This is a genomic window from Pseudomonas zeae (assembly GCF_014268485.2).
GTDB lineage: Bacteria > Pseudomonadota > Gammaproteobacteria > Pseudomonadales > Pseudomonadaceae > Aquipseudomonas > Aquipseudomonas neuropathica.
The window spans coordinates 2,575,296-2,597,147 of sequence record NZ_CP077090.1 but is presented as its reverse complement, the minus strand read 5'-3'; the positions used below and the strand labels follow the sequence as shown (position 1 = coordinate 2,597,147).

17 protein-coding genes are annotated in these 21,852 nt (G+C 59.3%); 5 read left to right on the top strand and 12 right to left on the bottom strand.

Features of this window, described 5'->3' with window-relative positions:
- Positions 1-13: 13 nt before the first annotated feature.
- Positions 14-1,201, bottom strand: a complete 1,188-nt coding sequence (locus tag HU754_RS11390) for an efflux RND transporter periplasmic adaptor subunit (protein WP_186622553.1) — start codon at positions 1,199-1,201, stop codon at positions 14-16.
- A 49-nt stretch (positions 1,202-1,250) separates the two neighbouring features.
- Entirely contained in the window at positions 1,251-2,498 is a 1,248-nt protein-coding gene (locus HU754_RS11385) for a TolC family protein (RefSeq protein ID WP_186622555.1), read from the bottom strand.
- Positions 2,499-3,032: 534 nt separating this feature from the next.
- On the opposite strand from HU754_RS11385, the gene HU754_RS11380 reads away from it, so the two are divergent.
- Together HU754_RS11380 and HU754_RS11375 are read left to right on the top strand one after the other, a co-directional pair.
- Entirely contained in the window at positions 3,033-3,707 is a 675-nt protein-coding gene (locus HU754_RS11380) for a heavy metal response regulator transcription factor (RefSeq protein WP_095048087.1), read from the top strand.
- A complete protein-coding gene (locus HU754_RS11375) occupies positions 3,704-5,137 on the top strand; it encodes a heavy metal sensor histidine kinase (protein WP_093434236.1) in 1,434 nt (477 codons plus the stop codon). The genes HU754_RS11380 and HU754_RS11375 overlap by 4 nt, the downstream gene beginning before the upstream one ends.
- Positions 5,138-5,398: 261 nt before the next feature.
- Here HU754_RS11375 and HU754_RS11370 read toward each other — a convergent pair whose 3' ends face one another.
- From HU754_RS11370 to HU754_RS11345, 6 genes are read right to left on the bottom strand one after another with little or no spacing between them, the layout of a single operon-like run.
- The gene (locus tag HU754_RS11370; RefSeq protein ID WP_016986564.1) at positions 5,399-7,141 is read right to left on the bottom strand and encodes an ABC transporter substrate-binding protein; all 1,743 of its coding nucleotides are present in this window, start codon (positions 7,139-7,141) and stop codon (positions 5,399-5,401) included.
- A 47-nt stretch (positions 7,142-7,188) separates the two neighbouring features.
- Positions 7,189-7,461 (bottom strand): DUF2160 domain-containing protein, encoded by a 273-nt coding sequence (locus HU754_RS11365; RefSeq protein WP_007912485.1) that lies wholly within the window; start codon positions 7,459-7,461, stop codon positions 7,189-7,191.
- 10 nt (positions 7,462-7,471) lie between these two features.
- Positions 7,472-8,272 (bottom strand): carbohydrate ABC transporter permease, encoded by an 801-nt coding sequence (locus tag HU754_RS11360; protein ID WP_093434233.1) that lies wholly within the window; start codon positions 8,270-8,272, stop codon positions 7,472-7,474.
- A 9-nt stretch (positions 8,273-8,281) separates the two neighbouring features.
- Entirely contained in the window at positions 8,282-9,148 is an 867-nt protein-coding gene (locus HU754_RS11355; protein WP_186622557.1) for a carbohydrate ABC transporter permease, read from the bottom strand.
- Positions 9,145-10,254: an ABC transporter ATP-binding protein gene (locus HU754_RS11350; RefSeq protein WP_186622559.1), complete on the bottom strand. Its 1,110-nt coding sequence runs from the start codon at positions 10,252-10,254 to the stop codon at positions 9,145-9,147. The genes HU754_RS11355 and HU754_RS11350 overlap by 4 nt, the downstream gene beginning before the upstream one ends.
- Positions 10,254-11,348 carry an ABC transporter ATP-binding protein gene (locus HU754_RS11345; RefSeq protein ID WP_095048092.1) on the bottom strand — a complete coding sequence of 365 codons (1,095 nt, stop codon included), beginning with the start codon at positions 11,346-11,348 and terminating at the stop codon, positions 10,254-10,256. Before HU754_RS11345 ends, HU754_RS11350 begins: the two co-directional genes overlap by 1 nt.
- A gap of 382 nt (positions 11,349-11,730) precedes the next feature.
- Here HU754_RS11345 and HU754_RS11340 point away from each other — a divergent pair, with 382 nt between their 5' ends.
- Positions 11,731-13,584: a sigma-54-dependent Fis family transcriptional regulator gene (locus HU754_RS11340; RefSeq protein WP_186622561.1), complete on the top strand. Its 1,854-nt coding sequence runs from the start codon at positions 11,731-11,733 to the stop codon at positions 13,582-13,584.
- A 307-nt stretch (positions 13,585-13,891) separates the two neighbouring features.
- Here HU754_RS11340 and HU754_RS11335 read toward each other — a convergent pair whose 3' ends face one another.
- From HU754_RS11335 to HU754_RS11325, 3 genes are all read right to left on the bottom strand, one after another.
- On the bottom strand, positions 13,892-15,109 hold the full coding sequence (locus tag HU754_RS11335) for an MFS transporter (RefSeq protein ID WP_093434221.1): 1,218 nt from the start codon (positions 15,107-15,109) through the stop codon (positions 13,892-13,894).
- Between the two features lie 395 nt (positions 15,110-15,504).
- Complete coding sequence (cysS, locus tag HU754_RS11330) at positions 15,505-16,887, bottom strand: cysteine--tRNA ligase (RefSeq protein WP_186622563.1); 1,383 nt, start codon at positions 16,885-16,887, stop codon at positions 15,505-15,507.
- A 21-nt stretch (positions 16,888-16,908) separates the two neighbouring features.
- The gene (locus HU754_RS11325; RefSeq protein WP_186622565.1) at positions 16,909-18,606 is read right to left on the bottom strand and encodes a glutamine--tRNA ligase/YqeY domain fusion protein; all 1,698 of its coding nucleotides are present in this window, start codon (positions 18,604-18,606) and stop codon (positions 16,909-16,911) included.
- A gap of 249 nt (positions 18,607-18,855) precedes the next feature.
- On the opposite strand from HU754_RS11325, the gene HU754_RS11320 reads away from it, so the two are divergent.
- Entirely contained in the window at positions 18,856-19,362 is a 507-nt protein-coding gene (locus HU754_RS11320) for a peptidylprolyl isomerase (RefSeq protein ID WP_093434208.1), read from the top strand.
- Positions 19,359-20,105, top strand: a complete 747-nt coding sequence (gene lpxH, locus HU754_RS11315) for a UDP-2,3-diacylglucosamine diphosphatase (RefSeq protein WP_186622571.1) — start codon at positions 19,359-19,361, stop codon at positions 20,103-20,105. Before HU754_RS11320 ends, lpxH begins: the two co-directional genes overlap by 4 nt.
- Before the next feature lie 180 nt (positions 20,106-20,285).
- On the opposite strand, the gene HU754_RS11310 is transcribed toward lpxH, so the two are convergent.
- On the bottom strand, positions 20,286-21,815 hold the full coding sequence (locus HU754_RS11310) for a DHA2 family efflux MFS transporter permease subunit (RefSeq protein WP_016986555.1): 1,530 nt from the start codon (positions 21,813-21,815) through the stop codon (positions 20,286-20,288).
- Between the last annotated feature and the right edge of the window lie 37 nt (positions 21,816-21,852).

The following is a 21,852-nucleotide window of genomic DNA, read 5'->3' as shown; positions in this document are numbered from 1 at the left end:
GGAGTCTTCCGGATCAGTGGCTGTGCTCGGCTGAGGCTTTGCCCAGCTCCGATTTGAGGACGAAGCTGCCGGCGCTGGCGACTTGCACGCCCGGTTCCAGGCCTTGAGTAATTTCCACATGGCCGGCGGCGCGGCTGCCCAGTTCTACCGCGCGGGCTTCGAAACCGTCGTCGGTACGCACGAACACCGTGGGTTTGTCCTCGACGGTCTGGATCGCGGTTTCCGGTACGGCGACTTGCGCTTCGCGGCTGTCGGTCGCCACCAGCGCGGTGACGAACAGACCGGGGCGCCACGAGCCTTGCGGGTTTTCCAGGGTGACGCGAACGGTCGCAGTGCGGGTTTGCTCGCCGAGCAAACTGCCGACGTAAGCCACGCTGCCGACCACTTCCGCGTTGAGTTCCGGGGCGCTGACGGTGACCGCTTTGCCCACTTGCACCTTGTTCAGATCCTTCGGTGAAACACCGAACGTTACCCACACTCGCGACAGATCCGAGAGCGTGAACGCCGCCGTGGTTTCATCAACCACCTCGCCCGGCGTCAGGTGTTTTTCTACCACCACACCATCGAACGGCGCGCGTAGTTCGTAGCGATTGCCGCCAGTGGCGACCACGCTGCCGCTGAGTACGCTGATCTTCTGCTGCGCATTGCTCAGGGCAATTTCAGCTTCTTGCAACGCTTGGCGCGCCTGGAGGAAATCCTGCTCGGCAGAGATCTTGTCCTGCCAGAGTTTTTTCTCGCGTTCATAAGTGGTGCGCGCCAAGGTCAGGCGACGTTGCGCGGCCGCCTGTTCGCTGCGTTGATCGGAGATCTGCTGACTGGCGATCACTGCCAGCAACTGGCCCTTCTTCACCGTTTGCCCGAGGTTGACCGCCACCGCCTCGACCACACCCGGCACACGCGGCACGACGTGGGCAGTGCGGTCTTCGTCGAAGCGCACTTCGCCGGGAAACGGCAGGCCGCGGCTGATGTTTTGCGGTTTTGCCTCGGCCAGTTGAATGCCGGCAGCGCTGATCTGCTCCGCGCTCAATTCGATGCGCCCTTCTTCGGCATGTTCAGCCGCTGCATCTTCTTGCGCATGATCGGCGTGTTCAGCGGCCTCATCGGCATGCGCGTCGATACTTGCGTGACCTGACCACTGCGAGCCGATGCCAATGCCCAGCGCCAACGTCGCCACCGCGACAATCATCAATTTTTTATCCATGGAAACTCCTCTGCGCCGAGCCATCGCGCAGTTGTCTGAAAAGTGAAATTCAACGGCTGACGCTGAGGTCGCCGAAGATCCGTTCGATGCGTACGCGGGCGTCGGTGGCTTCGCTGACGGCCTGGATGTATTGGCTCCGAGCGCTGATCAAGGTGCGTTGCGCATCGAGCACATCGAGGAAGCCGAACTTGCCCATTTCGAAACCACGGGTGGCGCTGTCGACCGCACTTTGCGCGGCGGGCAGGATGGTCTGGTTGAACGCAGTGACTTCGCCGTTGGCGGTCTGCCATTGCTCAAGGCTGGTCTGGATTTCCGTGCGCAAACGCAGCTCGGTGGCGTTGCGCAGATCCCGCGCCTGATCGGTGCGGCGCGCGGCCGCGAGCACGTTGCCCTGATTGCGATTGAACAGCGGAATCGGCATCGACAGCCCGACCACATTGACCCGCTCGCGCTCGGTTTCGCTGTATTGGCTGCCGATACTGACGGTGAGATCGGGGATGCGCTGGGACTTTTCCAGGCCCAACGACGCTTCGCGCTGATCGATCTGCAACTTGGCCAGACGCAGTTCGGCAGTCTCGTTCAAACGCTCGAGCAATCTTGTCGGTGGTGGTACGGCCGGCATGTTTTGCGTGGGGGCCTGCACCTTGGTCGAGGTCGGCAACGGCGCGCCCATGACTTGCGCCAATTGTTGGTACGCGGTGGCCTGATCGCGTTCGGCGCGGCTCAGCTCCAGGCGCACTTCCGAGAGCTGCACTTGCGCCCGCGTGCCTTCGACCGGCGAAGATTTACCCGCCTCGATCCGCCCTTGCGCCACGCGCAAACCGTGCTCGGCCAATTGCAGGGATTGCCGGGACAGCTGCAAGCGTTGCTGCGCGGTTTGCGCGCTGTTGAATGCCTGAATCACATCGGCACGCAAGGCATTGCGCTTGCGCTCCAGTTCGATGCCGGCAGCGTCTTGCGCACGGCTGGCGACATCGATGCGTGCACCGCGTTTGCCGCCCAGTTCGATTGGTTGACTGAGCATCACCGTGGTTGTGCGCGAATTGCGCCGAGTGTCTTCGTCTTCCCACGACATTTCGGGGTTGGGGATCAGGCCGGCCTGTTGGCGGTCACCTTCGGCGATACCGATTTCCCATTGCGCGGCGGCTAAATCCGGGTTGCTGGCGAAGGCGCCTTGCAGGGCTTGATCCAGCGTCAGGGTCGCTGCGTTTGCAAGGCTGGTACAGGCCAGCAGCAGGATGACGCTGGCGGTTTTTTTCAGGCGTGATTGCGCCGTCAGTTTAATTAAACCGGGCAATGGAGGACTTCCTTTATTCAAGAATCTCGGATGCCGCCACGGTAGGGTTTTGAACTTATCGACAAGGTGACTGGAACATTACAAATCCGTTATCCACGGTTTGGGGAAGTTGTTTTGTTCTAGGATGCGAAGTGCTAGCAGCGTTATCGAAATACATCGAAACAAAAACACGGTAGTTATCTGCTGAACAGCACTTGCCGTAAGTAAACTCAAGAGAATTTGGTGGTTAGCACTGCGACCTACTGTCGCAGAACACTGATCTAAAGCACTTGGGCGTTGACCCTGTAGCCGCTACAACCTTTATTGTCCGCACTCCCCTCACCCCAGCCCTCTCCCGGGGGGAGAGGGAGCCGACCGAAGTGTCTGGCGTTTTTTATCGACCTGTTACATCAAGTTGATTATGGATTCAGTAACGTTCTTTCACGTCGGCGTAGTTCTGAAATATCCCACGCTCAGTCCCCTCTCCCTCTGGGAGAGGGTTAGGGTGAGGGGCTTTTAAATTAAATACCCATTAAATAAAAGTGGTGAAAGATCATGCGAATCCTTGTCGTCGAGGACGAGCTTAAAGCTGCCGAATACTTGCATCAGGGTTTGACCGAAAGTGGTTATGTCGTTGACCACGCCGCCACCGGTGCCGATGGCCTGCATCTGGCGCAACAACAAGCCTATGACCTGATTATTCTCGACGTGAACCTGCCGGAACTCGACGGTTGGGGCGTGCTGGAACAACTGCGTCGCACCCATTCGACGCGGGTGATGATGCTGACGGCGCGCGGGCGTCTGGCCGACAAGATTCGCGGCCTCGATCTGGGCGCCGACGATTATCTGGTCAAGCCGTTCGAGTTTCCCGAACTGCTGGCGCGGGTGCGCACCTTGATGCGTCGTAGCGAAAATATCCCGGTGCCGCAGGTGCTGAAAGTCGCTGATCTGGAACTCGATCCGGGTCGCCATCGCGCGTTTCGCGGGCAACAGCGTATTGACCTGACCACCAAGGAATTCGCCCTGCTGCATCTGCTGATGCGCCAGTCCGGCGAAGTGCTGACGCGCACACAAATCATCTCGTTGGTGTGGGACATGAATTTCGACTGCGACACCAACGTGGTCGAAGTGTCGATCCGCCGCTTGCGGGCGAAAATCGACGACCCGTTCGACAGCAAACTGATCCACACCCTGCGCGGTGTCGGCTATGTGTTGGAGGCGCGGGAATGAAACCCTCCAGCCTGTCGATGCGCCTCGGTTTGACGGTGAGTATTCTCGGCGCGCTGCTGGTGGTGTTTCTGGCGATCCTCGCCTATTTCGCCCTGACCCATGAGCTGAATTCGCTTGCCAGAGACAGCCTGGAAAAGAAGATGGCGCAGGTGGAGCACAGCCTGTCGTTGTACGTCGATGCCAATGAAATCACCGGCAAGCCGCATATTCTGCTCGATCAGGTGATGGGGCATGACAACCTCACGCTGACCATTTATGACCGCCTCAATCAGCGCTCGCCGCTGCTCAAGTCCGGCTCGGGATTGAGCGATCCGCGCGTCGAATTGAAAGCGGTGCGCGCCACCACCGATCAACTGACTTACAGCGACAGCACCGACGCGCAAGGCAAGAAATTCCTCACCGCCTCGAAACTGATTCGCCTCAAGGACAGCAGCAGCGTGCCGGTGCTGCTGTCAGTGGATAACGCCCACGATGAGGCCCTCCTCAGCGCCTATCTACGCTCGACGCTGATTGCCTTGCCGTTGTTGCTGGTGTTTATCGGCCTGACCGCGTGGGGCGCGGTGCAACGCGGGTTGGCGCCGCTGCGCGAGTTTCGCAAAGTGGCGGCGATGGTCTCGACCCAGGATCTGGAACACCGGCTGTCCGTGGTGAACATGCCGCAGGAGTTGAGTGAACTGGCGCAAGGCATCAACTTCATGCTGCATCGGCTGGATGCCGGGGTGCAGCAGTTGTCGCAATTCTCCGATGACTTGGCGCATGAGCTGCGTACGCCAATCAATAACCTGATGGGCAAGGCGCAGGTGACCTTGTCCCGCGAGCGCACGACCGAGGAATACAAGGACGTGCTGGTGTCGTGCACCGAGGAACTGGAGCGCGTGGCGCGGATTGTCTCGGACATGTTGTTTCTCGCGCAGGTCAGTCATCCGTCCGCGCTGGCGCCGTTTGAAGCGGTGGCGCTGGAGGTTGAGGCGGCGAAGGTCGCGGAGATGTTTTCGTTGTCGGCGCAGGATAAGAACATTCATTTGAATGTCGTTGGCAGTGCGACGGTGATGGGCGATCGGCTGATGATTCAGCGGGCGATTTCCAATCTGCTGTCCAACGCGCTGCGTCATTGCCCGAACGGGAAAACCGTGACGCTGCTGATCGAACAGAGTGCGACGCAGGCATCCCTGCTGGTCAGCAACCCCGGCGCCGGGATTGAGGCGCAACACCTGCCACATCTGTTCGACCGCTTCTACCGCGTCGACAGCAGTCGCTCACGCTCGCAGGGCAGCACCGGATTGGGCCTGGCAATCGTGCGCTCGATCATGAGCCTGCATCAGGGTGTGGCGGAGGTTAAGAGTTTGCCGGGGGCGATGACGGTGTTCAGGCTTGGATTTCCGGCGGTGCCGCCAATGGCCCCTTCGCTTGCAGGCAAGCTCCCACAGTGATTTGCGGGGTACTCCGGTTTGTGGACACCACTGAAACCTGTAGGCCTTCGCCTGCAAGCGATGGCGGCGGGTCAGTCGGTATCTTTTTCGTCTGACACACCGATATCGCGAGCAGGCGAAGGCCTACAGGTTTTTGTGTCGTTCACAGATGATGCGTACGCCTCAATCCCCTGTAGGAGTGAGCCTGCTCGCGATTGCGGTAGATCAGGCGCAAAAAAAAACGGCACCTTGCAGTGCCGTTCGCCTTTCACATTTCAGCTGTTACTTCCGCGCATCCGCCCACGATTTCAGCAGTTCGTTGTAGCTCACGGTCTCGCCCTTCGGCTTCTCGTTCGCCAGTTTCGGTTTCGGTGCGCCCGGCTGATCAAACCAGTACTGAGCATCGCGCTCCGGATTCATCTTCGGTGCACAAACCGCCTGAGCCTTGGAGCGTTCGAGGCGCGTCATGATTGCGTCCTGATCCTTGGCCAAACCATCCAGCGCCTGCTGCGGGGTTTTCTCGCCACTGGCCGCTTCGGCGATGTGGCTCCACCACAATTGCGCCAGACGCGGGTAGTCCGGCACGTTGGTGCCGGTCGGGGTCCATTGCACGCGGGCCGGGCTGCGGTAGAACTCGACCAGGCCACCGAGTTTCGGCGCCAGATCGGTCATCGCTTGCGAGTTGATGTCCGACTCGCGAATCGGCGTCAGGCCGACGATGGTTTTCTTTAGCGACACGGTTTTCGAGGTCACAAACTGCGCATACAGCCACGCCGCCAGCTTCTGTTTCTCAGGTGTGGACTTCATGAACGTCCACGAACCCACGTCCTGATAACCGAGCTTCATGCCCTCCTCCCAATACGGCCCACGCGGCGATGGCGCCATGCGCCATTTCGGCGTGCCGTCGGCGTTGACCACCGGCAGGCCCGGCTTGGTCATGTCGGCGGTGAACGCGGTGTACCAGAAGATCTGCTGCGCAATGTTGCCCTGCGACGGCACCGGACCGGATTCGGAGAAGGTCATGCCCGCCGCTTCCGGTGGCGCGTACTTCTTCAGCCAGTCGACATACTTGGTGGTGGCGAACACCGCCGCCGGGCCGTTGGTGTCGCCGCCGCGAGTCACACTGGAACCGACCGGATGGCAGTCTTCGACGCGAATCCCCCACTCGTCCACCGGCAAACCGTTGGGCAACCCTTTGTCGCCGCCACCGGCCATGGAGAACCAGGCATCGGTGAAGCGCCAGCCCAGCGACGGGTCTTTCTTGCCGTAGTCCATGTGCCCGTAAACGCGCTTGCCGTCGATTTCCTTGACGTCTTCGCTGAAGAATTTGGCGATGTCTTCATAGGCCGACCAGTTCACCGGCACGCCCAATTCGTAGCCGTACTTTTCCTTGAACTTGGCTTTCAGATCCGCACGTTCAAACCAGTCAGCACGGAACCAGTACAGGTTGGCGAATTGCTGGTCGGGCAGTTGATAGATCTTGCCGTCCGGCGCGGTGGTGAACGAGATGCCGATGAAGTCCTTGATGTCGAGGGTTGGCGAAGTGAAGTTCTTGCCCTCGTTGGCCATCAGGTCGGTGATCGATTCGGTCTTGCCGTAGCGAAAGTGCGTACCGATCAGGTCCGAGTCGTTGACCCAGCCGTCATAAATATTCTTGTCCGACTGCATCACCGTCTGCATTTTCTCGACCACATCGCCTTCTTGCAGCAGGTCGTGGGTGAGTTTGATCCCGGTGATTTCGCTGAACGCCTTGGCCAGCACTTTCGACTCGTATTCATGGGTGGTCAGGGTCTCGGAAACGACCTTGATGTCCATGCCGCGAAACGGCTCGGCCGCTTTGATGAACCACTTCAACTCTTCGAGTTGCTGCTCGGCCGTCAGGGTCGACGGTTTGAATTCACTGCCGATCCATTTTTTCGCCGCGTCTTCGTAGGCATCCGCCCACGCGGCGGCGCTCAAACCGCTGAGTGCCAGCATGGCTGCCAATGAAATGCTATGTCGCAGCTTATTGTTTTTGTCGAACATAGAGACCTCCTGTTTAAGTTGTGGAGCCGCGTTGCCGAACGACTCGACTAGCCCCAACGCATCACAGCCAACAGCCACACCAGGGACAACGCGGACGCTACCCAGATGCTCCAGTCGGTGGCGCCGATCACCAGCAAATGCAGGTAGGCGCTGCCGAGAAGACCGATAAACAAACGATCACCACGGGTGGTGGCAATCGGCAGAAAACCTCGCCGCAGGATGCTCGGCGAGCGCAATTCCCAAGTGGTCATGCCGACCAGAATCAGGCCGATGACAATGAAGAATGCTGCGGTAGGCGTGGTCCAGCTCATCCATTCCATCATCAGCTCCTCAGACCCGACCGAGGGCAAAGCCCTTGGCCACGTGGTTGCGAACAAACCAGATCACCAGCATGCCCGGCAGAATGGTCAACACCCCCGCCGCTGCCAGCACGCCCCAATCGATACCCGAAGCGGAAACCGTGCGCGTCATCACCGCCGCAATCGGCTTGGCGTTTACCGAGGTCAACGTGCGCGCGAGCAGCAATTCGACCCAGGAAAACATGAAGCAAAAAAACGCCGTAACGCCGATGCCGGAGCCGATCAGCGGGATGAAAATCTTCACGAAGAACTTGGGGAAACTGTAGCCGTCGATGTAGGCAGTTTCGTCGATTTCCTTGGGCACACCGGACATGAAGCCTTCGAGAATCCACACCGCCAATGGCACGTTAAACAGACAGTGCGCCAAGGCCACGGCGATATGTGTGTCGAACAGGCCAATCGACGAATACAACTGAAAGAACGGCAGCAAGAACACTGCCGGTGGCGCCATGCGGTTGGTCAGCAGCCAGAAGAACAGGTGCTTGTCGCCGAGAAAACGGTAGCGCGAAAACGCATACGCCGCCGGCAACGCCACGCTCAGCGAGATCACCGTGTTCAAACTCACGTAATACAGCGAGTTGAGATAACCGGTGTACCAGCTCGGGTCGGTGAAGATCACCTTGTAGTTCGCCAGCGTAAAGGCCTGTGGGAAAAGCGTCAGGCCGCCGAGGATTTCGGTGTTGCTCTTGAACGACATGTTCAACAGCCAGTAGATCGGCACCAGCAGGAACAGGATGTACACCAGCAACGGAATAATCTTTCTCTTGCTCATGGCCGGGCCTCAGCGGTTGGCGTCGGAGTGCGTCATGGCGGTGTAGAACAGCCAGGACACCAACAGGATGATCAGGAAGTACACCAGCGAAAACGCCGCTGCCGGACCGAGGTCGAATTGCCCTACGGCCATCTGGGTCAGCGTCTGACTCAAGAAAGTCGTGGCGTTGCCCGGCCCGCCGCCGGTGAGCACGAACGGCTCGGTGTAGATCATGAAACTGTCCATGAAGCGCAGCATTACCGCGATCAGCAGCACGCTCTTCAGCTTGGGCAATTGGATATGGCGGAACACCGCCCAGGCCGAGGCTCGATCGATGCGCGCGGCCTGGTAATACACGTCGGGAATCGCGCGCAATCCGGAGAAACACAGCAGCGCCACCAGTGAAGTCCAGTGCCAGACGTCCATCACCAGCACCGTGACCCAAGCGTCCACGGTGTTGGCGGCGTAGTTGTAGCTGATGCCCATGGCATTGAGGCTCGAACCGAGCAGGCCGATATCCGCACGGCCAAAGATCTGCCAAATGGTGCCAACCACGTTCCATGGGATCAGCAACGGAATCGCCAGAATGATCAGCACCACCGACGACCAGCGGCCCTTGGTTGGCATCGTCAGCGCAACGGCAATACCCAGCGGAATTTCAATCAGCAACACGCACGCCGAATAGATGAACTGGCGCAGCAATGAGTCGTGCAAACGCGGATCGAGCAGCACTTGCTTGTACCAGTCGGCGCCGACGAAGTAGCGGCTGGACTGGTCGAAGATGTCCTGCACCGAATAGTTGACCACGGTCATCATCGGGATCACCGCACTGAACGCCACCAGCAGGAACACCGGCAACACCAGCCACCAGGCCTTGTTGTTCTGCACCTTGTTCATGGCTGCACCTCTTCGTCAGCTTCGAGCAGAAACTCATCGGCATAGACCATCAACCACTGCGCCGGAAAACTGATGTACGCCGTGCCCTGGGGCACCGGTTTGTCTTCGGCCAAACGCACTTTCAACGGCGCGCCATCGAGGTCGAGGGTCATGATCTTGTAGGTGCCGAGGTCTTCGACGTGTACGACCTTTGCCTGCATCGCGTCATCAAACGGCTCGTCCCACACGTGAATAAACTCGGGGCGGATGCCGACCTTCAGATTTTTCCACTGGCCGTGTTCGATATGTCGCTGCATCGCGTCAGACAGCGGCAGATGCGTCGAGGCGAAACCGACGCCGCCGGGTTGTGGCTGCACCTCGATCAGGTTCATCCCGGGGCTGCCGATGAAATAGCCGACAAAGGTATGGCTCGGCCGCTCAAACAGTTCCCGAGGCGTGCCGAACTGGACGATCTGGCCGCCGTACATCACCGCAATCTTATCGGCGAAGGTCGAGGCCTCCAGCTGATCGTGGGTGACGTAGACCATGGTGATGTTGAACTGCTCGTGGATCTGCTTGAGCTTGCGTCGCAATTTCCATTTCAGGTGCGGGTCGATCACCGTCAGCGGTTCGTCGAAGAGGATCGCCGAAACGTCGTCGCGGACCAGACCCCGGCCCATCGAGACTTTCTGTTTTTCGTCAGCAGTGAGGTTGCGCGCCTTCTTGCTCAGGAGGTTTTGCAGGTCGAGGACTTCGGCGATTTCCTGCACCTTGCTGTGCACTTTCGCCTCGGCCATGCCCTGATTGCGCAGGGGAAAAGCGAGGTTATCGAACACGGTCATGGTGTCGTAAACCACCGGAAACTGGAAAACCTGGGCGATGTTGCGCTTCTCCGGCGTCAGGTCGTTGACCGCTTTGCCGTCGAACAACACGTGGCCCTGCGAGGGGCTGAGCAGCCCGGAAATGATGTTGAGCAAGGTCGACTTGCCGCAACCCGATGGCCCGAGCAAGGCGTAGGCGCCGCCCTGCTCCCAGACGTGATCCATCTCGCGGATCGCGTAATCCTCGGCGCCGCTGGGGATTTTGCTGTAGCTGTGGGCGAGGTGCTGCAAACGGATTTCGGCCATCAGGCAACCCTCGCGACACGCCGGCCCGGTGCTTGCACCAGACGGCCCTGCGCATCGAAAACGAACAGTTTATGGGTCGGGATGTAAATGCGGATCGGCGCATCGACGTCGTATTCGTGAACGCCGGGCAGGTGCAGCACCAGCAGGAAATGCTCGTTGCGCACGTGCAGGAAGGTTTCCGAACCGCTGATCTCGGCGACTTCGACGGTCACTGCCAATTCCAGATCGTCATCGTTGCTCGGCACCAGCGAGATATGGCTGGGGCGCACGCCAAAACGAAACTCGCCCTCACCCACCGGGCGTAGATCGACGTTCAACGGGAAGTGCACGAAATTGGCGAAACTGACTTCATTACCGGCAATACGCCCAGGCATCAGGTTGATCGGCGGCTCGGAGAACAACTCGGCGGCGAGCACGCTTTGTGGCTGGTGATACACCGAGGTCGACGGGCCGCTCTGAATCACCCGGCCCTCGTGAAGAATCGTCGTGGTGCCGCCGAGTGCCAGCGCTTCGTTGGGTTCGGTGGTGGCGTAGATCGCGATGGTGTGGCGCGCCTTGAACAGCTCGCGCATTTCCTGGCGCAGCTCTTCGCGCAGTTTGTAGTCGAGGTTGACCAGCGGCTCATCGAACAGGATCAGCTCGGCATCCTTGACCAGCGCGCGGGCCATAGCGGTGCGCTGCTGCTGGCCGCCAGAGAGTTCCAGCGGATAGCGCTGCAGAAACTTCTCGATGCGCAGCATCTTCGCGGTTTCCTGCACTTTGCTGTGGATGATCTCTTTGGAAACGCCGGCCTGGCGCAGCGGCGAGGCGATGTTTTCGAACACGGTCATCGTCGGGTAGTTAATGAACTGCTGATAGACCATCGACACGTTGCGCAGGCGCACCGGACGTTGGGTAACGTCGACGCCGTTCATCAGGATGCGGCCGCTGTCGGGTTTGTCCAGACCGGCCATTAAACGCATGAGGCTGGTTTTGCCGGACAGCGTGCGGCCGAGCAAAACGTTGAAAGAACCGGGTTCGAATTTCAGGCACGCATCGTCGATCCAGATCTGGCCCTCGACGGTACGGCTGACGTGCTCCAGGGTGAGTGACATGGCTCGGCCTTTTTATTATTGGAGTCAAGCGACCTGTGCACGGGAGCGAGTTTCGTGCCAGAAATGGCAAGTGGTTGATTTGTCGTAAAAATCGTTGAAAGCGTGGGGATTGAGCGTTCATTGCTGAACACATTTGAACAGTTGGGCGATTGACAATGAACAATAGTGAACAACACTCTATAAGCGCTTTTTGCCCGATCCTGTGAACGTCGAAGATCCATTGTAGGAGTGAGCCTGCTCGCGATAGCGGTGTGTCAGTCGATGCAAATATGTCTGCCACACCGCTATCGCGAGCAGGCTCACTCCTACAGGGGATTTGTGTAGGTTTCGAAGATTGGCTTCATAACAACAATAAAAATCGCTGCATCAGAGGCTGACTGCCATGGCCGCACCTGCCCCGCCGCTGTCCCACGACGCGATCGTCCAGACTTCCTGGCAACGTTGCCGCGCGTTCGGTCTCGACCACCAAAGCACGCCGGCCTTCGATCAGTTGCCTGCCGCCGGCATCGCGCAGTTGCTCGACAGCCATCACTCACTGGTGCAGACCACGCACCAGGAAGTCCTGCCCTATTACGAAAACATCCTCAGCAACTCCAACTGCCTGATCATGCTCGCCGACAATCAAGGTCAGGTGCTGACCTCGTGGGGCACGCAACGGTTTATCGAACCGAAACTGGCGCGGGGGTTTCAGGCTGGTGCAAGTTGGGTCGAGCGCACCAGCGGCACCAATGCGATCGGCACGGCGCTGGCGTGTGAGCAGGCCGTGCATATCGAACACGATGAACACTTTCTCAAGGCCAACCGCTTCATGACCGGTTCCGCTGCGCCGATTTTCGACGCCGAGCGCAAGGTCATAGCGGTGCTCGATGTGTCCAGCGACAGCTACCTGCCGCCCTCGCACACTTTGGGTATGGTCAAGATGATGAGCCAGACCGTGGAGAACCGGCTGATCCTCAACCTGTTCCATGGTCAGCATTTTCAACTGACCTTCAACACCGGGTTGAACAACCTCGACAGTCAGTGGGCCGGGTTGTTGATCTTTGATGAGAGCGGTCAAGTGCTGTCGGCCAATCGTCGCGCCGACAATCTGCTCGGTGTGCGCTTGTCGCGGGTGAGCGTTGAAAGTCTGTTCAAGGTGTCACTGCTGGAGTTGATCAATCAGCCCGACGGGTTGCCGTTTGCCTTGCAGACGTCCGGGCGTAACCGTTTTCAATGTTTGTTGAAGCGGCCGAAACAGGTGTCAATTCAGCCTCGGGTGTTTGCCGAACCGAAAAGCGTTGAAGTGCCATTAAAACCACCCGCGGGCGCTATCAGCCTCAGCACCCTGCACTTCGGCGACAGTCGCGTGGAGAAAGCTGTGCGCCAGGCTGAGCGCTTGCTGGAGAAAGACATTCCGCTGCTGATCCATGGCGAAACCGGTGTCGGCAAAGAGGTCTTCGTCAAAGCGCTGCATCAGGCCAGCTCGCGCAGCAAACAAGCATTTATCGCCGTCAACTGTGCGGCGATCCCCGCCGAACTGGTGGAATCCGAGTTATTCGGCTACGAGAAAGGCGCGTTCACCGGCGCGAATCAGAAAGGCAGCATCGGCCTGATTCGCAAGGCGGACAAAGGCACGTTGTTCCTTGATGAGATTGGCGATATGCCATTGCCGACTCAGGCGCGGTTGTTGCGGGTTTTGCAGGAGCGCTGTGTGCAGCCGGTGGGCAGTAGCGAGCTGTTCCAAGTGGATTTGCGGATTATTTCGGCGACTAACCGCTCTTTGCGTGAACAAGTGCAGTTGGGCCGGTTTCGTGAGGATTTGTATTACCGAATCGGCGGGCTGACGCTGGAGCTGCCGCCATTGCGGGAGCGCAGTGATAAAGAGGCGTTGTTTAAACGGTTGTGGGAGCAGCATCGTGAGCCAACGCAGTGGGCGGGGTTGAGCCAAGAGGTGCTGGAACTGTTCAGCCGTCATCCGTGGCCGGGGAATTTGCGTCAGGTCAGTAGCGTGATGCAGGTGGCGCTGGCCATGGCTGAGGAGCAGCCGGTGAGGCTGGAGCATTTGCCGGATGATTTTTTTGTTGATCTGGAGATGGAGCCGGTGGAGAGCGCGGCGCCGCTGGGGGTTGATTTGAATGATATTGAAGCGTTGAACCGGGAGTTGAAAGCGGCTGGGGGGAATATTTCGCATCTGGCGCGGCGATTGGGGGTGAGTCGGAATACGCTTTACAAGCGGTTGCGGCAGATTGAAGGTTGAGTGAACCGCCCTTTCCCTCACCCCAGCCCTCTCCCAAAGGAGAGGGAGCTGACCGCGGTGTCTGGCGTTGTACACCGACCTGAAAAAACCAGTCGATTATGGATTCAAAGCATCCAGTTCAGGTCGGCGTACCTCGTGAACATCCCCCAATCAGTCTCCTCTCCCGGAGGGATAGGGAGCTGACCGAGGTGTCTGGCGCTGGACATCGACCTGAAAGATCGTGGCGATTATGGATTCGGTGCAAATCGCTCAGGTCGGTGTATCTCGTGAACATCCCCCAATCAGTCCCCTCTCCTGGGGGAGAGGGCTAGGGTGAGGGCGAAAATTCCGGCTCAACATGCGCAACCGAAGCCGCCGCCAATGTGCGCAACCCGACCAACACAACAACCACCATCATGATCCCAGCGCCAATGGCCACGCCAAACCCCGCCCGTGCACCCCAGCCATCAATGACCAGCCCCGCCAGCATGCCGCCCAGCGCGACGCCAATGCTGATACCGGTGGTCATCCACGTCAGCCCCTCAGTAATCCTTGATGGCGGGATGATGATCGTTCCCAGCTTCATGACCACCACCATCGTCGGCGCAAACGAGATGCCGGCAATAAACAGCGTCGCTGACAGGACATAAACGTCCGTGGCAAAAATGGGCAGCACGCCAGTGAACGCCGTGACCAATATCCCGATCAGGAACTGTTTTTCGATCGCCAGCGAAACCCTCATCGCACCAAACGTCAGGCCCGCCACCAGTGAGCCGAACGCATAGGCAGCGAGGATGAAGGTCGCTGCCCCCGGCCAGCCTTGCGCATTGGCGAAGGCGACGACGGCAACATCGATTGCTCCACCAATGACCCCCATCGCCAACAGCGCCAGAACAATGGTGCGCACGCCGGGAATCAGCAAGGTTGAGCCGCTATGGCTGGCGTGGCCGACGACAACCTTAGGCTCAGTCTGGCGTTGCAGCAGAAACGCCGTGACCCCGACGGCCAACAGCCCGACCGCAACCAGCGGCCCGGCTTCGGCGAAAAAGCTCACACTCAAACCAATCGCCAGTGGCGGGCCGATGATGTAAGCGAGTTCGGTCAGGACCGTGTCCAGCGAGAACGCCGTGTGCAACTGCGGCTTGCCCCGGAACAACTGCGACCATCGCGCGCGGATCATCGATGGCATGCTCGGCATCGTCCCCGCCAAGGCTGACAGTACAAAGAACACCGCGGCGGGCGCTCTCAGGTAAACGGCGGTGATCAGCGCCAGCAGCATGACAATGCTGAACGCGGTGACGATGGGCAGTACGCGACTCTGGCCATGTTGATCGACCAGTCTGGAGATGTGCGGGCCGAGCAGTGCATTGGCCAGGGTGAACGTCCCGGCGACTGCGCCGGCCAGCCAGTACACCCCGGTTTGCTGCACCAGCATGGTGATGATGCCGATGCCGATCATTGCCTGCGGCAAGCGCGCGATAGAGCTCGCGAGCACTAGCCCGGTGGCGCCGGGGGTCGTTAGCAGTTCGCGATAGTGATTGGCCATGGTGTTTCCCTTACATGATCGTCACCGCTCAGCATCCGGCTGAACGCGTTGCCGATATCAAGACCTACGCGAACGTCAAAAGCAACCCTCACCCCAGCCCTCTCCCCAGCCCTCTCCCAGAGGGAGAGGGGGCTGACCGAAGTGTCTCGAGTCATCCATCGACCTGAAAAAAGGAGTCGAATATGGATTCAGAGCAGGCCGGCCAGGTCCGAGTACATCGACCTGAAATAACCAGTCGATTATGGATTCGGTGCAGCACGTTCAGGTCGGCGTATTTCTTGAGCATCCCCATTCGGTCCCCTCTCCCTCTGGGAGAGGGTTAGGGTGAGGGGCTTTCTCGCCGCCAAACAAAAACCCGCACTAGGCGGGTTTTGTTTTGAAGCCAAACACAGCAATCAGTCAGCCAAACGCCAGGTAGTCCCACCCTTGCCGTCTTCCAGCACAACACCCATCGCCGTCAGCTGATCACGAATCCGATCCGACTCAGCCCAATCCTTCCCGGCCCGTGCCGCCAGACGCGCCGCAATCAGTGCATCAACCTCAGCTGCATCAACACGCCCTTCAGCGCCCGCCTGCAAGAAGTCATCGGCTTCGAGCTGCAACACACCCAACACGCTCGCCAGTTCTTTCAGACGTGCCGCCAGACCCGCCGCCGCATCGAGATCGCTCTCACGCAGACGGTTGATCTCACGCACCATCTCAAACAGCACCGCGCACGCTTCCGGCGTGCCAAAGTCGTCGTTCATCACGGTAGTAAAGCGTTCAACAAACGCTTCGCCCCCGGCAGGTGCGACGTTCGGCAGGCCTTTCAACGCATGGTAGAAACGCTCGAGGGCGCCTTTGGCGTCCTTGAGGTTGTCTTCCGAGTAGTTGATCGCGCTGCGGTAGTGGCTCGACACCAGCAGGTAACGCACGACTTCCGGGTGATACTTTTCCAGCACGTCGCGAATGGTGAAGAAGTTGTTCAAGGACTTGGACATCTTCTCGCCATTGATGCGAATCATGCCGCAATGCATCCACGCGTTGGCGTAGGTCTTGCCGGTGGCCGCTTCGCTCTGGGCGATTTCGTTTTCGTGGTGCGGGAACTCAAGGTCGCTGCCGCCGCCATGAATGTCGAAGGTCTCGCCGAGGCAGCAGGTGGACATCACCGAGCACTCGATGTGCCAGCCCGGACGCCCGGCGCCCCATGGCGATTCCCAGCTTGGCTCGCCCGGTTTGGCGGCTTTCCACAGCACGAAATCCAGCGGGTCCTGTTTCGACTCGTCGACTTCGATGCGGGCGCCGATGCGCAGGTCTTCGATCTTCTTGCGCGACAGCTTGCCGTAGCCCATGAACTTAGCAACGCGGTAGTACACGTCGCCATTGCCCGGCGCGTAGGCGTAACCCTTGTCGATCAAGGTCTGGATCATCGCGTGCATGCCCGGAATGTGATCCGTGGCGCGCGGTTCCATGTCCGGCTTCTTGATGTTCAGGCGCGCTTCGTCTTCGTGCATCGCGGCGATCATGCGCTTGGTCAACGCTTCGAACGATTCACCGTTCTCGTTGGCGCGGTTGATGATCTTGTCGTCGATGTCGGTGATGTTGCGCACGTAGGTCAGGTCGTAACCGCTGAACCGCAACCAGCGGGTCACCAGGTCGAAAGCGACCATGCTGCGGCCGTGGCCAAGGTGGCAGTAGTCGTACACGGTCATCCCGCAGACGTACATGCGCACCTTGTTGCCATCCAGCGGCTTGAAGACTTCTTTGCTCTTGGTGAGCGTGTTGTAGATCGTTAGCACGTTATTTCCCTTGACGCTGAATCACTGGCCCCACGAATCACGCAGGGTCACGGTACGGTTGAATACCGGCTGACCTGGTTTCGAGTCCTTCATATCAGCAACGAAGTAGCCTTCGCGCTCGAACTGGAAACGGTCTTCCGGCAGTGCGTTGCCAAGCGATGGCTCAGCACGACAACCGGTGAGTACCTGCAGCGAATCAGGGTTGATGTTGTCGAGGAAACTCGCGCTGTCTTCAGCCTTCTCAGGGTTGGCCGAACGGAACAGGCGATCGTACAGACGCACTTCGCACTCGACGCTGGCGGCAGCCGGCACCCAGTGGATCACGCCTTTGACCTTGCGGCCTTCCGGGTTCTTGCCGAGGGTTTCCGGGTCGTACGAGCAACGCAGTTCGACGATGTTGCCATCGGCGTCCTTGATCGCTTCGTCGGCACGGATCACGTAGCTGCCGCGCAGACGCACTTCACCGGCCGGTTCCAGGCGCTTGTAGCCCTTCGGCGGCTCTTCCATGAAGTCGTCACGGTCGATGTAAATTTCCCGGGCGAACGGCAGAGCGCGTACGCCCATGTCTTCTTTCGGGTGGCGCGGCAGTTCGAGGTTTTCGACCTGGCCTTCCGGGTAGTTGGTGATGACGACTTTCAGCGGACGCAGCACGCACATGGCGCGCGGCGCGGTCTGGTCGAGGTCGTCACGGATGCTGAATTCGAGCATGCCGAAGTCAACCACGCCGTCGGAACGGTTGGTGCCAACCATTTCGCAGAAGTTGCGGATCGATTTCGGCGTGTAGCCACGGCGGCGGAAGCCCGACAGCGTGGACATGCGCGGATCGTCCCAGCCGTTGACGTGCTTTTCATCGACCAGTTGCTTGAGCTTGCGCTTGCTGGTGATGGTGTAGTTGAGGTTCAGACGGCTGAACTCGTACTGACGCGGGTGCGCCGGCACTGGCAATGCGTCGAGGAACCACTCGTACAGCGGACGATGGCTTTCGAACTCCAGGGTGCAGATCGAGTGGGTGATGCCTTCGATGGCGTCCGACTGACCGTGGGTGAAGTCGTAGTTCGGGTAGATGCACCACTTGTCGCCGGTCTGGTGGTGATGGGCGTGGCGGATGCGATACATGATCGGGTCGCGCAGGTTCATGTTCGGCGAGGCCATGTCGATCTTCGCGCGCAGCACGCGGGCGCCGTCCGGGAACTCACCGGCACGCATGCGCGCGAACCAGTCGAGGTTCTCTTCCACCGAACGGTCGCGGAACGGGCTGTTCTTGCCCGGCTCGGTCAGGCTGCCACGGTATTCCTTGGCCTGCTCCGGGGTCAGGTCGTCGACGTAGGCCTTGCCAGCCTTGATCAACTCCACCGCCCAGTCGTGCAACTGGTCGAAATACTGCGAGGCGTAGCGCACTTCACCGGACCACTCGAAGCCCAGCCATTTGACGTCGGCTTCGATCGCGTCGATGTATTCCTGGTCTTCCTTGGCCGGGTTGGTGTCGTCGAAACGCAGGTGCGTGACGCCGCCGAACTCCTGGGCCAGGCCGAAGTTCACGCAGATCGACTTGGCGTGGCCGATGTGCAGGTAGCCGTTGGGCTCAGGCGGGAAACGGGTGACGATCTGGGTGTGCTTGCCCGAGTCCAGGTCTGCCTGGATGATCGGCCGCAGGAAATTGACCGGCACGGCAGGGCCGGACTTGGCATTCGAGGTAGGGTCGACAGTGGGCTTGCTCATAGGATCCTTGACTTACATGTGCGCGGCCGCAGAGGGGGCCAGACAAAACAAAGCCGCTATCATAGCCGATGCTGTCAAGGGGCTGACAGAGCACGGCCTATAAAGGAGCGCATTTAATCGCCGGGAATTGAAAAACAGCCTCGAAATTCGCGCCTGTCACGCTAAACTGCGCACCTTGGCCCACGGGCTGAACCGGTAACGGGCGCAAATGTCCCATTGCCCACGAATTCCTTATAAAGAGTAGCGATCATGACTCAAGTTAAATTGACCACCAATCATGGCGACATCGTCATCGAACTGAACGCTGAAAAGGCGCCGATCACCGTCGCCAACTTCATCGAATACGTTAACGCCGGTCACTACGAAAACACTGTTTTCCACCGCGTAATCGGTAACTTCATGATCCAGGGCGGCGGCTTCGAACCAGGCATGAAAGAAAAGAAAGACAAGCGTCCAAGCATCCAGAACGAAGCTGACAACGGTCTTTCCAACGACAAATACACCGTTGCCATGGCCCGTACCATGGAGCCGCATTCGGCTTCCGCGCAGTTCTTCATCAACGTTGCCGACAACACTTTCCTCAACCACAGCGGCAAGAACGTGCAGGGCTGGGGCTACGCGGTATTCGGTAAAGTGACCGCCGGCACCGACGTTGTCGACAAGATCAAAGGTGTTTCGACCACTTCCAAGGCCGGCCACCAGGACGTACCAGCAGACGACGTGATCATCGAGAAAGCCGAGATCATCGAAGCGTGATATTGCTGATTTCAGACTTGCATCTGGAAGAGGAGCGCCCGGACATTACCCGGGCGTTTCTGGATTTGCTCGCCGGACGCGCCCGCTCGGCGAGTGCGTTGTACATTCTTGGCGACTTCTTCGAAGCGTGGATTGGCGACGACGCCATAACGCCCTTCCAGCGTTCCATCTGCCAGGCCCTGCGCGAATTGAGCGACAGCGGCACGGCCATCTTTCTGATGCACGGCAATCGCGACTTCATGCTCGGCAAGGCCTTCTGCAAGCAGGCCGGCTGTACGTTGTTGAAGGACCCGAGTGTCGTGCAGTTTTACGGCGAGCCGGTGCTGTTGATGCACGGCGACAGCCTCTGCACCCGCGATGTCGGCTATATGAAGCTGCGGCGTTATCTGCGTAACCCGATCACGCTGTTTATCCTGCGCAATCTGCCCTTGAGCAGCCGCCACAAACTGGCGCGCAAACTGCGCAGTGAAAGCAAGGCACAGACGCGGATGAAGGCTAATGACATTGTCGATGTCACGCCGGAAGAGATTCCGCGGATCATGCAGGCGTTTGGCGTGAAAACCTTGATTCATGGCCACACCCACCGCCCGGCGATCCACAAGTTGCAACTCGGTGAGCAGGCGGCGAAGCGGATTGTGCTGGGGGATTGGGATCGTCAGGGGTGGGCATTGCAGGTGGATGAGAGCGGCTACGCCCTGGCGCCGTTCGACTTCGCCCCGCCGCTGGCTTTGCCGCACGGCTGAAGATCGCTACCCCCTCACCCCAGCCCTCTCCCCCAGGGGGGCGAGGGGGAAAGGGAGCCGACCGCATGCAGTTCAAAACCTGAGTTCGACTGAAGTCTGTCAGGTCGATGTATCCCGAACATGCACCACGGTCAGTCCCCTCTCCCTCTGGGAGAGGGTTAGGGTGAGGGGCTCTTGACCTCAGTGCCCGGAAGCCGCTGGCCCTGCCTTGGCAGCAAACGGCGGTTTCGCCAGCCACACAATCAGAATCAACCCCATAAACCCCCAGCCCAGCAGCGTGAAGTAATCCACGGTGGAGAGCATATACGCCTGACTGGTGAGGATCTGATCCATCTGCGCATAAGCCGACTGACTCGCCCCGCCCAAATGATTCAAGGTCTCGCGAGTCGCCGGCTCGAAGGTGCTGATGCTCTCACTCATATACGCATGATGCTGATCGGCCCGACGAATCCAGATCCACGTGGTCAGCGACGCCGCAAAGCTACCGCCCAACGTCCGCAGGAAAGTCGCCAGACCCGCACCATCGGCAATCTGGCTCGGCGGCAAGTCCGACATGAGGATGCTCAACGTCGGCATGAAGAACAGCGCCACGCCAATACCCATGAACAACTGCACCAAAGCAATGTGCTGGAAGTCCACCTCATTGGTGAAACCCGCCCGCATGAAGCAGCTCAAGCCAATCGCCAGAAACGCCAGCCCGGCCAGTAAACGCAGGTCGAACTTGTTCGCGTACTTGCCGACAAACGGCGACAGCAGCACCGGCAGAATGCCGATCGGCGCCACGGCCAAACCGGCCCAGGTCGCGGTGTAGCCCATTTGCGTTTGCAACCACTGCGGCAGGATCAGGTTGATGCCGAAGAAGCCGGCGTAACCCAGCACCAACACCAGCGTGCCGATGCGGAAGTTGCGATACGCGAACAGCCGCAGATTCACCACCGGATGCTGGTCGGTCATTTCCCAGATAACGAACACCGCCAGCGCGATCACCGAAATCGCCGCGCCGATGATGATGAAGTTCGACTCGAACCAATCCAGGTCATTGCCCTTATCGAGGATCACCTGCAACGCACCGACGCCGATGATCAGCGTGATCAGTCCGACGTAATCCATCGGCTGACGGCTGGTTTCCACCGGACGTTTGGCCAGTTGCGAACGCACCACCATCACCGCAAAGATGCCGATCGGTACGTTGATAAAGAAGATCCACGGCCAGCTATAGCTGTCAGTAATCCAGCCGCCGAGAATCGGCCCGGCAATTGGCGCAACCACCGTGACCATCGCCAGTAACGCCAGGGCCATGCCTCGCCTCGCGGGCGGATAGACCGCGATCAACAGGGTTTGCGTCATCGGGTACAGCGGCCCGGCGACCAGACCTTGCAGCACGCGGAAGCCGATCAGTTCCGGCATCGATGTGGAGATACCGCAGAGAAACGAGGCCAGCACGAACAGGATGGTGGCCCAGAGAAACAGCTTCACTTCACCGAAACGGCGGCTGAGCCAACCAGTCAGCGGCAGCGCAATCGCGTTGCTCACGGCGAACGAAGTAATCACCCAGGTGCCCTGCTCCGAACTCACCCCGAGGTTGCCGGAAATCGTCGGCAGCGCCACGTTGGCGATGGTGGTGTCGAGCACTTGCATGAACGTCGCCAGCGACAGGCCGATGGTGCTGAGCAACAGGCTGGGCGGCGTGAAAGAGGCGTTATTGCTCATTGTGAATCCTTTGGAACCTGATTAGCGCCGGGCTCTC